The following is an 11645-nucleotide window of genomic DNA, read 5'->3' on the forward strand; positions in this document are numbered from 1 at the left end:
ATTGGCAAAACAAAATTAATTGATACCAAAGGCGGCGGATCATACAGAAAATCTGTTTATCACGCAATGAAAATAGCATGATTTTTGTGGTATTCTAACAGAATACCCTCATATTTTTGTACAAAAAACAGACGGAAATCCAGCTATGATCGTCGTTCAGGTGGCGTTACCTGTTCCTTTAAATCGCACATTTGATTATCTCTTGGGTGCAAATATGCCAGTCCCCGTCATCGGTGGACGGGTCATGGTGCCTTTTGGCAAACGCCAAGCCCTTGGTGTGGTTGTCAATTTGAGTGATAAAAGCGAATTTCCTGAAGACCAACTCAAAACCGTGGAGCTGGTATTAGATTCACAAACCCTGTTCCCTGATGATCTCTGGCAGCTTCTATTATGGTCATCTCAATACTACCATTACCCTATTGGTGAAGTGCTATTTCACGCGATGCCGACCCTACTACGCCAAGGGAAACCCGCTGAATTTACGCCGATCTGGCAATGGCAAGTCACTGAAGAGGGCCAAGCCGCAGATCTGAATGAACTAAAACGATCGCCAAAACAACAGCAAGCGTTAGCGCTATTACGCCGCCGTCCAGTTTATCGCCACCAAGTTGGCGAGCTTGAAATCAACGAAAGCGCTCTGCAAGCTTTGAAGAAAAAGCAATATGCCGAGTTGCATCCTATTCAACCCGTTGCAGAAAAGTGGCAATCCCAATTTACCGTCAGTGGAGAACGTCTACGACTCAATAGTGAGCAAGCTACTGCAGTGGGTGCAATTCGCGCAGAAGATGATAATTTTTCGCCGTGGTTACTGGCGGGGATCACTGGATCTGGAAAAACGGAAGTCTACCTGAGCGTGTTAGAAAATATTCTGGCTCAAGGTAAACAAGCCTTGGTATTAGTCCCTGAAATTGGCTTAACACCACAAACCATTAATCGCTTCCGTGAACGTTTTAATGTGCCTGTCGATGTTTTGCACTCTGCGCTCAATGACAGTGAGCGCTTAGCGGTTTGGTTACGCGCCAAACAGGGTTCTAACGGTATTATCATCGGAACACGCTCTGCCTTGTTCACACCATTTGCCCGTCTTGGCATTATTATTATTGATGAAGAGCATGACAGTTCGTATAAACAGCAAGATGGCTGGCGCTACCATGCCCGTGATTTAGCCGTCTTCCGAGCAAAAAAAGAAAATATCCCAATTATCATGGGAACTGCAACACCATCACTCGAAACACTGAGCAATGTTCAACAGAATAAATATCGTCAATTAAATCTCACTATCCGCGCGGGAAATGCACGCCCAGCTGAGCAGCATTTGATTGATTTAAAAGGACAGCCACTTAAATTTGGGCTATCCCATTTACTGATCCAACATATTAAAAATCACCTCGCACAAAATAATCAGGTCATTTTATTTTTAAACCGTCGAGGTTATTCGCCTGCACTTATCTGCCATGAATGTGGCTGGATAGCCGAGTGCCAGCGCTGTGATCATTACTATACTTTGCACCAAAATTTTCATCAGTTACGTTGCCATCACTGTGATAGCCAGCGCCCTGTCCCACGCCAATGCCCACAATGTGGCTCGACGCATTTAGTGCCTGTCGGGATGGGAACGGAGCAACTGGAAGAAGGGATTTCCGAGCTATTTCCTGATGTGCCTGTCACCCGCATCGACCGAGATACCACCAGCCGCAAAGGCGAACTAGAGCAACATTTAAACGCTGTGCATGAAGGTGGCGCGCGAATTTTGATCGGCACACAAATGCTGGCAAAAGGGCACCACTTTCCAGACGTCACTCTCGTGGCATTGCTGGATGTAGACGGCGCTCTATTTTCGAGCGACTTTAGAGCCGCTGAACGTTTTGCTCAATTATATGTACAGGTCTCAGGACGAGCAGGGCGAGCAGGCAAGCAGGGGGAAGTGTTCTTACAAACTCACCACCCTGAGCACCCTCTTTTGCTCACCTTATTAGAAAGTGGCTATAACGCCTTCTCTGCAGAAGCTCTTGAAGAGCGCCGGGTGGCAATGCTTCCGCCGTTTACTAGCCACATTCTTATTCGTTCTGAAGATCATAATAATCAGGATTCAAGGCAGTTTTTACAGAATGTTCGCCAATATATTAGCCAACACCCACAAAGTGACTCACGCTTATGGATTTTAGGCCCTGCACCGTCCATTCAAGCCAAACGAGGTGGACGTTTTCGCTGGCAACTTTTATTGCAGCATCCATCACGCGCCTATCTCCAACAGTTTACGGCGCAATTATTACCTGAGTTACTAAAGCAACCGGAAAGCCGCAAGGTAAAATGGAATATTGATGTGGATCCTACGGACGGTTAACACCACTAATTTACCCGAAACACAGGTAATGTAACTAACTGACTATAATAACTAAACCGTCATTTTTTGCCATAAACGCATGGATTAAGAATTTGGATTAAGTGGTTATCACTATAACTATTTTTAAAATTTGCGAGGCAGCTCTAAAAAATGATGTAAGTCACACTTTTTATGCAAACTAGGTAACAGATATTATTGTGAAACTCTTTAGAATGTCTTTTAATTAGCAAAATGACGTGTTTGCGCCATTCAAAAAAAGCAATCGATTAAATAGACAAAGGAAGGCGTTGTGGAAAGTAAAAAGCACAATAATACGGCGACCATGAAAGATGTCGCGAACGCAGCAGGCGTATCAACAGCTACCGTTTCTCGGACGTTGATGAACCCTGAAAAAGTCTCCCTACAAACACGTCAAAAAGTTGAGCAAGCCGTCTTAGACGTTGGCTATTACCCTCATAACCTTGCCCGCAGCTATAAACGCAATGAATCCAAAACTATTCTCGCGATCGTTCCTGACATTAGCGATCCATTCTTCAGTGATGTGATCTGCGGCATTGAAGAAGTCGCCGCCAATGAAGGTTACTTCGTCTTAATCGGTGACTGTAAACATCAACAGAAACAAGAAAATGCCTTCATCAACCTGATCATTACCAAACAGATTGATGGCATGGTGCTGCTGGGCTCTAATTTACCGTTTGATGTCTCAACCGAAGAACAAAAAAACCTACCGCCAATTGTGATGGCCAACGAATTCGCGCCAGAGTTAAAACTCCCAACGGTGCATATTGATAACCTCACCGCGGCATTTAATGCCACCCATTACCTGCTAAAACAAGGTCATAAGCGCATTGCTTGTATCGCAGGACCTGAAGAAATGCCACATGGCCAATACCGTTTAGAAGGGTATAAAAAAGCCATGTTACGCACCGGAGAGGGGTTAAGAGAGAGCTATATTGTGCGTGGGGATTTCTCTCATGAAAGCGGTGCCGAAGCATTAAAAACATTGCTTTCTTTGCCTGAGCCACCTACTGCCGTTTTCTGCCATACTGATATCATGGCATTCGGGGCAATGTGGCAAGCGAAGAAAATGGGTCTGAAAATTCCCGACGATATCTCTTTTGTCGGTTTTGATAACCTTGAGCAAGCCAAATATACATTACCTGCACTGACGACCATCAACCACCCTCGCAGAGAAATTGGTCGCCATGCGATGCTATTATTGCTAGAACAGCTACACGGAAATAGTGTCACCGCAGGTTCTCGTCTCCTAGATTCTGATTTAATCGTTAGAGAGAGTACAAAAGCGCCTAAATGCTAGGCAAAATCGTTAAGGTTAAGTAACATATGACCTAAATAACGATTAACAACTGACAACTAGTGAATTAATAGCGTGGCACAAAAAGATTATGTAGCTCGAGGACGGTCGTCCGCTCGTAAAAAAAGCAAAGGCAAATCGAAGAAAGCCCAAGGGCTACCGCTAACCACATTAATTGTGGCGGTCGCTATTGTGGTGTTATTCGTCGGTGGGCTATTTTTTATTACTCATAATAAAAAAGAAACGCCTCAAACGGCTCTCCCCACTCAAGCTGCAAAACCAGGTAGCACGTTGCCACCTAAACCTGAAGAACCTTGGCGCTATAAAAGGGAGCTGGAAGAGCCATGGCAAGATTACACTTCGCCATCGCAACCAAGCACAAATAGTGGCAATATTCGCCAGTCTGATCTCACCAGCGAACAGCGCCAGTTGTTAGAGCAAATGGATTCTGATCGTCGTCAGCCTGTGACCAACCTGCAAGAAGTACCATTTAATGGTAAACCGGTACCGCGTTCACAAGTGGTGATCAACGAACCAGCAAAACCAATTGAAACTTCGACCCAACGCAAACCGTCGATTATTGAGCCAAAACCTGAAACACGCCCAGTTGCGCCTGTTCAGCAAGCTCAGCCTGTCACAAAACCGGAAGTGAAGGCGGAAGTAAAACCCGAGCCCAAACCTGAGACAGCTCCTGTGAATAAAATGCAGAATATGCTCGTGCAATGTGGTTCATTTAAAACGGCAGAGCAGGCTGAATCAGTACGTGCCACACTCGCATTTGCGGGTATTGAAAGTCGCGTCACCGCAGGTGGTGGCTGGCATCGTATCGTATTAGGTCCGTATTCTAAATCCACCGCTGAAAGCATGCGTGACCGTGCAGCAGGCGTTGGCGTGAGTGGTTGTATTCTTCGTGCTTCTGGGGGTTGAAAAATCCCCCCGTCCCCCCCATCTACTGTTTTAACGTACTCGTAAGCAGTTATTTTTGAGCTCAATCTCTTTCAAGTGATAGTGAATTCACCACTATCACTTGAAATTTATCTATCAAAAAATGAAATCAACTGCATTCTTTTTGTAATACAACCAGGGGCTAACTCATGACAACAATCGTAAGTGTTCGCCGTAATGGCCAAGTTGTAATCGGTGGTGATGGACAGGCGACGATGGGTAATACCGTCATGAAAGGCAATGTCCGCAAAGTACGCCGTTTATATAACGACAAAGTCATTGCAGGATTTGCCGGTGGCACCGCAGATGCATTCACTCTCTTTGAACTGTTCGAGCGCAAACTTGAACTCCATCAAGGACACCTCACTAAAGCGGCGGTGGAATTAGCCAAAGATTGGCGTACCGACCGCATGCTACGCAAACTAGAAGCATTACTTGCCGTCGCTGATGAACACACTTCATTAATTATTACGGGTAATGGCGACGTCGTTCAGCCTGAAAATGACCTGATTGCGATTGGCTCCGGTGGCCCATATGCACAATCAGCAGCACGCGCCCTTCTCGAAAATACAGAATTAAGCGCTCGCGAAATCGCGGAAAAAGCCCTCGCGATAGCGGGAGATATCTGTATTTACACCAACCATAATGTCAACTTTGAAGAAATTTCTTCAAAATCATAAGGATTGCCAGCATGTCCGAAATGACTCCACGCGAAATTGTCAGCGAACTCGACAACCATATTATTGGTCAACATAAAGCTAAACGTTCAGTTGCTATCGCCCTGCGTAACCGCTGGCGTCGCATGCAGTTAAATGAGCATTTACGCCATGAAGTGACCCCAAAAAATATTCTGATGATTGGTCCTACAGGGGTAGGTAAAACCGAAATCGCACGCCGTTTAGCCAAACTGGCAAATGCGCCATTCATCAAAGTTGAAGCCACTAAGTTCACGGAAGTGGGCTATGTAGGTAAAGAAGTTGACTCTATCATCCGTGATCTTACCGATTCTGCGGTAAAAATGGTGCGTTTACAGTCTATCGAGAAAAACCGTTATCGTGCCGAAGAAATGGCGGAAGAACGCATTCTCGATGTGTTGATCCCTCCAGCAAAAAATAACTGGGGACAAGCAGAACCTGTTGATGAGCAATCACCAGCCCGCCAAGCATTCCGTAAGAAATTACGTGAAGGTCAATTAGACGATAAAGAAATTGAAATTGAAGTTTCCGCAGCACCAATGGGCGTTGAAATCATGGCTCCTCCGGGCATGGAAGAGATGACCAACCAACTGCAATCTATGTTCCAAAACTTAGCAGGTCAAAAGCAAAAGCCTCGTAAGATGAAAATCAAAGAAGCTTTCAAACTGCTGGTAGAAGAAGAAGCTGCAAAACTGGTTAATCCTGAAGAGCTGAAAGAACAAGCTATTGAAGCGGTTGAACAAAACGGTATCGTGTTTATTGATGAGTTCGATAAAATCTGTAAACGCGGCGGTCAAAGTTCTGGCCCTGATGTGTCCCGTGAAGGGGTTCAGCGTGACCTATTACCATTAATCGAAGGTTGCACCATCTCAACCAAACATGGCATGGTTAAAACTGACCACATCCTGTTTATCGCATCTGGGGCATTTCAAGTCTCTAGCCCATCTGATTTGATTCCAGAATTGCAAGGTCGTCTGCCAATTCGTGTTGAACTTCAGGCGCTGACCACTGAAGATTTCGAGCGAATCCTAACTGAGCCTAATGCTTCTTTAACTGAACAGTACAAAGCGCTGATGGCAACAGAAGGTGTTAGCGTCGAATTCACCGCGGATGGTATTCGTAAAATTGCAGAATCTGCATGGCAAGTGAATGAATCAACCGAGAATATCGGTGCGCGTCGTTTACATACTGTGCTAGAACGTCTAATGGAAGATATATCTTTCGATGCCAGCGAACGTGACGGACAAAGTATTACAATCGATGCTGAGTATGTCCGCCAGCACCTAGACGAACTGGTAGCAGACGAAGACCTGAGTAGATTTATTTTATAATCTTATTAATTATCAGGTTTTCATGTATCCTTAATGGATGTTAGCTAAAGTGCAGCAATCTTGCTGCACTTTTGACATATAAAATCCAACTTAATAAGAACATTTACTCCCAGTAATTCAAACGGTCACTCAGCAGCAAAGCCATGTTACCCATTGAAATATCTCGAGTACGGTGAATAAATTACATGAACTCATCTTCAATCAGCCGCAAACAAGCTTGGCTAGAAAGTTTACGACCAAAAACCCTACCATTAGGGGTGATTGCCATCGTCACTGGATCCGCATTGACCTATTTTACGGGTAACTTTAAGTGGCCAGTCGCTCTGCTTTCTATTATCACAGCAGGCTTATTACAAATTTTATCTAACCTCGCCAATGACTATGGCGATGCGATTAAAGGTTCAGACACCGCTGAACGCATCGGGCCTCTACGCGGAATGCAAAAAGGCGTTATCACCAAAGAAGATATGAAAAAAGCGCTAAAGCTAAATATCTTCGCGGCTTGCCTGTCGGGTCTATTGTTGATTATTGTCGCGTGTGAAAAACCAGAAGATGCCTTCGGATTCCTTGGCTTAGGGTTAGTGGCTATCGTGGCAGCCATCACTTATACCGTTGGTAAAAAACCTTATGGCTACCTTGGCCTTGGGGATATTTCTGTTCTCATTTTCTTTGGTTGGTTAAGTGTGATTGGTACTTTTTACCTACAAGCGAATAGCTTTAATATCATCACTATCCTGCCAGCAACAGCTTGCGGCTTACTGTCTGTGGCTGTTTTAAATATCAACAATATGCGTGATATTGAAAACGACATTAAAGCGGGTAAAAACACGTTAGCAGTGCGTTTAGGCCCACAAGGCGCTCGCATGTACCACGCCATTATCATCATCGTTTCAATCTTATGTTTGGTATTTTTCAATTTACTCTATTTAACAGGTTGGGCGGGCTGGTTATTCTTATTGGCGGTGCCAATGCTGATGAATCATGTACGCAAAGTCCTTTCTGATCCTACCCCTGAAGGGATGCGTCCAATGCTAGAAAACATGGTGAAAATTGCTTTAGTCACCAACGTTTTATTCTCCCTTGGGGTTATCCTGAGTAAATAGTCTCAATTATTTGCTGTTTTTTTGACTTTTCCCGCTTATTTTCTGGCGGGAATTTTGCCAATCAGTGACTAAAAGGGATATACTGACCTTCCTCTTGCAGCAAAAAAGACCTAAATCCTATGAAATATGATACTTCCGAACTCTGCGACATCTACCAAGAAAGCGTTAATGTAGTAGAACCTTTATTCTCCAACTTTGGTGGACGTACTTCATTTGGCGGTCAAATCATTACAGTAAAATGCTTTGAAGATAATGGCATTCTGTATGATTTGCTGGAAGAAGACGGCCATGGGCGCATCTTGCTGGTGGATGGCGGTGGTTCAGTGCGTAAAGCGCTGATTGACGCTGAACTAGCGCGATTAGCGGTAGATAATGGCTGGGAAGGTATTGTGATTTACGGTGCCGTCCGTCAAGTGGATGCATTAATGGAGTTAAATCTCGGCATCCAAGCTGTTGCAGCTATTCCTGCGGGTTGCCCTGACGAAGGTATCGGCGAAAGCGATATCCGTGTTAATTTTGGCGGCGTGACATTCTTCTCCGGTGATTATCTGTATGCCGATAACACGGGCATGATTTTATCCGAAGAACCGCTTACCCAAGCAGCCAATGACGATTTCGACGAAACCATCGACGAATAATCCCCACCAAATTCCACAAAAAAGGCAGATATCACTATCTGCCTTTTTCTTTTCTGCTCTGTTTTCTATTTTCTGTTTTTCACTTCTTTCAGAAAACAGATTTCTACACACCTCTAAATAATTCACATTGTAGGTAGGCGGCAAACGAAGGTATTCCTAGGAACATACAAAAATATGTGACTAGGATAACTGAGTGCAGCCAACCCCCCTACAATGCGAAGTATGACGAGGAAATTAGACTTCTTCCATCTTGCCGAGCAGAGTACGTAACCTCTCCTGCCAAGTCGCCTGCTCTTGCTTCAGCTGTTCATTTTCACGAACCAGTGATTCGGTACCTGATTTGTTAGCTTGTAACTCTTGGCTTAATGCACTGTTTTGTTCTTTCAGTTCATCAATTTCCATTTGCATTAATGCGATGGTATCGATGGCTTGTTGAACTTTGGATTCTAGTTTCTCAAATACTTCAAATGACATGTTCGGATCTCCCTTTATAAGCGCTTTCCCCCGATTGTAAGTAGCATGATCCTCTGTGTCCAGTGACTTACACTTGATTACAAACATTATTCTTTTAATTGTTTCGACCGTGACTATTCAAATGTTTGAATTCGACCTTAAAAATGATTGTTTGTTTTCGTTTTTTGGTGATTTGACACACAGTTTTCACAAATCGCAATATTCGATTATCTTTTTTCTCGCTAAATTAACAGAATAAATTTTCGCGAAGAAAATTTTACTCGTGCAAAACGCCCCCTATATTGACTATTGCAGGATGAATAATTATGAGCAAAATGACACCTTCAACACTGACAGGTCAGTGTATATCGGAGTTTCTTGGAACTGCTCTGTTGGTTTTTTTTGGTTTAGGATGTGTCGCGGCTGTACGTATTGCGGGTGCCCAGTTAGGTCTTTGGGAAATTAGTGTGATTTGGGGCTTCGGCGTCGCGCTGGCAGTTTACCTAACTGCGGGCATCTCTGGCGCTCACTTAAACCCTGCCGTCACATTAGCATTATGGTTATTCGCGTGTTTCGATAAGCGAAAAGTGGTTCCTTACATTATCGCTCAAATGCTCGGGGGCTTTTGTGCTGCTGCCCTAGTTTACTCAATGTATTCCCCTGTCTTTTTCGATTACGAACAAGTTCACCATATTGTTCGTGGTACGCAAGAAAGTTTATTTACTGCGGGTGTCTTCTCAACTTACCCTGCACCACAAATTAGCGTGTTCCATGCGTTCTTTATTGAAGTGGTGATTGCAGCCATTTTAGTCTGCTTAATTTTAGGTTTAACCGATGATGGTAACGGCGTTCCTAAAGGTCCATTAGCGCCATTATTAATTGGTATCTTAATTGCGGTTATTGGTGGCTCTTTTGGTCCATTAACTGGGTTCGCCTTAAACCCAGCGCGTGACTTTGGTCCGAAAGTCGTGGCTTATTTAGCTGGATGGGGTGATATTGCCCTGACAGGTGGACGTGATATTCCTTATTTCCTTGTCCCATTGACTGCACCGATTGTTGGTGGTCTGCTAGGGGCATTCGGTTACCGTAAACTAATAGGTCGCCATCTGCCTTGCATGACTTGCGAGTCTGATGAAGAAGAGAAAAAATCCTCTTAATACCGTTTTTTATTTCCAAGCTAGGCTTACCCAAAACTGGGTTTACCTAAAGCTAAGTTTACCCAAAATATGGTTAACCCATTGCTGAACAGGTTTAAATTATGACAACAGAAACCAATATCGTTAAAAAATATATTGTCGCTCTTGATCAAGGCACAACCAGTTCACGAGCTGTCGTTCTCGACCATGATGCAAATATCGTCAGTATTTCCCAGCGCGAATTCACGCAAATTTACCCAAAACCAGGCTGGGTAGAGCATGACCCAATGGAAATTTGGGCAACACAAAGTTCGACTTTAATTGAAGTTCTCGCTAAAGCTGATATTCGCACCGATGAAGTGGCGGGTATCGGTATCACCAACCAGCGTGAAACCACGATTGTTTGGGAAAAAGCGACAGGTAAACCCGTCTATAATGCGATTGTTTGGCAATGCCGCCGTACCGCTGATTTTTGTACCCATTTAAAAACCAACGATAAAGAACTTGAAGAGTATATTCGCCAAAACACCGGTTTAGTGGTCGACCCTTACTTCTCTGGAACCAAAGTAAAATGGATCCTCGATAACGTCGAAGGTGTTCGTGAACGCGCAGAAAAAGGTGAATTACTGTTCGGTACTGTCGACACTTGGTTAGTTTGGAAAATGACTCAAGGCCGAGTCCACGTCACTGACTATACCAACGCCTCTCGTACCATGTTATTCAACATTCGTAATTTAGAGTGGGATGACAAAATCCTTAAAGCATTAAATATCCCTCGTAACATGCTGCCTGAAGTCCGCCCTTCCTCTGAAGTTTATGGACAAACCAACATCGGTGGTAAAGGCGGTACGCGTATCCCAATTTCGGGTATTGCGGGTGACCAACAAGCGGCACTGTACGGTCAATTGTGTGTAAAATCCGGCATGGCAAAAAACACCTACGGAACAGGCTGCTTCTTATTAATGAATACTGGTGATACTGCGGTTCGTTCTAACCATGGTCTATTAACCACGATTGCTTGCGGTCCTAAAGGCGAAGTGAACTATGCCCTTGAAGGTGCAGTGTTTGTAGGCGGTGCCTCTATTCAGTGGCTGCGTGATGAGCTGAAATTAATTGATGAATCTGAAGACTCTGAATACTTCGCCACCAAAGTAAAAGACAGTAACGGTGTGTATGTGGTACCTGCATTCACTGGTTTAGGTGCACCGTATTGGGATCCGTATGCGCGTGGCGCTATCTTCGGTTTAACCCGTGGAGCAAACCGTAATCATATTATCCGTGCCACATTGGAATCTATCGCTTATCAAACCCGCGATGTCCTCGATGCGATGCAAGCCGATTCCGGTGAGCGCCTCAAGGCATTACGTGTCGACGGTGGCGCTGTTGCCAACAACTTCCTGATGCAATTCCAGTCTGACATTCTCGGTACCTCTGTAGAGCGTCCAGTAGTACGTGAAAGTACAGCACTAGGTGCGGCTTACTTAGCAGGTATCGCTGTTGGATTCTGGGAAAGTTTGGATGAGCTGCAAAGCAAAGCCAGCATTGAGCGTATCTTTAAGCCGGGCATTGAAACCACCGAGCGTAACTATAAATACGAAGGTTGGAAAAAAGCAGTCGCCCGTGCCCAAGAGTGGGAAGATCGCGCGTAGTGATTAATTTTTTCTACTAAAACTATTTTTCGATCA

The 11645-nt window shown here is 44.4% G+C and carries 10 protein-coding genes; 9 read left to right on the forward strand and 1 reads right to left on the reverse strand.

Annotated elements, in window-relative coordinates:
- The first annotated feature begins 145 nt into the window (after window positions 1-145).
- The 7 genes from priA (at window position 146) to rraA (ending at window position 8371) form a co-directional block, all read left to right on the forward strand.
- Window positions 146-2344, forward strand: coding sequence for a primosomal protein N' (gene priA / locus LDO73_RS17480; protein ID WP_224059568.1), 2199 nt, complete (start codon window positions 146-148; stop codon window positions 2342-2344).
- A gap of 289 nt (window positions 2345-2633) precedes the next feature.
- A complete protein-coding gene (cytR, locus tag LDO73_RS17485; protein WP_224059569.1) occupies window positions 2634-3662 on the forward strand; it encodes a DNA-binding transcriptional regulator CytR in 1029 nt (342 codons plus the stop codon).
- Window positions 3663-3734: 72 nt separating this feature from the next.
- Window positions 3735-4586, forward strand: coding sequence for a cell division protein FtsN (gene ftsN, locus LDO73_RS17490; RefSeq protein WP_224059570.1), 852 nt, complete (start codon window positions 3735-3737; stop codon window positions 4584-4586).
- Between the two features lie 167 nt (window positions 4587-4753).
- Window positions 4754-5284, forward strand: a complete 531-nt coding sequence (hslV, locus tag LDO73_RS17495) for an ATP-dependent protease subunit HslV (RefSeq protein WP_224059571.1) — start codon at window positions 4754-4756, stop codon at window positions 5282-5284.
- Between the two features lie 11 nt (window positions 5285-5295).
- Window positions 5296-6630: an HslU--HslV peptidase ATPase subunit gene (gene hslU, locus LDO73_RS17500; protein WP_108479178.1), complete on the forward strand. Its 1335-nt coding sequence runs from the start codon at window positions 5296-5298 to the stop codon at window positions 6628-6630.
- 185 nt (window positions 6631-6815) lie between these two features.
- On the forward strand, window positions 6816-7733 hold the full coding sequence (locus tag LDO73_RS17505; RefSeq protein WP_224059572.1) for a 1,4-dihydroxy-2-naphthoate polyprenyltransferase: 918 nt from the start codon (window positions 6816-6818) through the stop codon (window positions 7731-7733).
- 119 nt (window positions 7734-7852) lie between these two features.
- The gene (gene rraA, locus LDO73_RS17510; RefSeq protein WP_224059573.1) at window positions 7853-8371 is read left to right on the forward strand and encodes a ribonuclease E activity regulator RraA; all 519 of its coding nucleotides are present in this window, start codon (window positions 7853-7855) and stop codon (window positions 8369-8371) included.
- Window positions 8372-8605: 234 nt separating this feature from the next.
- On the opposite strand, the gene zapB is transcribed toward rraA, so the two are convergent.
- On the reverse strand, window positions 8606-8845 hold the full coding sequence (gene zapB / locus LDO73_RS17515) for a cell division protein ZapB (RefSeq protein WP_108479177.1): 240 nt from the start codon (window positions 8843-8845) through the stop codon (window positions 8606-8608).
- Window positions 8846-9150: 305 nt separating this feature from the next.
- On the opposite strand from zapB, the gene LDO73_RS17520 reads away from it, so the two are divergent.
- A complete protein-coding gene (locus tag LDO73_RS17520) occupies window positions 9151-9981 on the forward strand; it encodes an MIP/aquaporin family protein (RefSeq protein WP_036950846.1) in 831 nt (276 codons plus the stop codon).
- 101 nt (window positions 9982-10082) lie between these two features.
- A complete protein-coding gene (glpK, locus tag LDO73_RS17525; RefSeq protein WP_224059574.1) occupies window positions 10083-11609 on the forward strand; it encodes a glycerol kinase GlpK in 1527 nt (508 codons plus the stop codon).
- Window positions 11610-11645: the final 36 nt, after the last annotated feature.

Origin of the sequence: Providencia alcalifaciens (genome assembly GCF_915403165.1) — a bacterium.
GTDB lineage: Bacteria > Pseudomonadota > Gammaproteobacteria > Enterobacterales > Enterobacteriaceae > Providencia > Providencia alcalifaciens_C.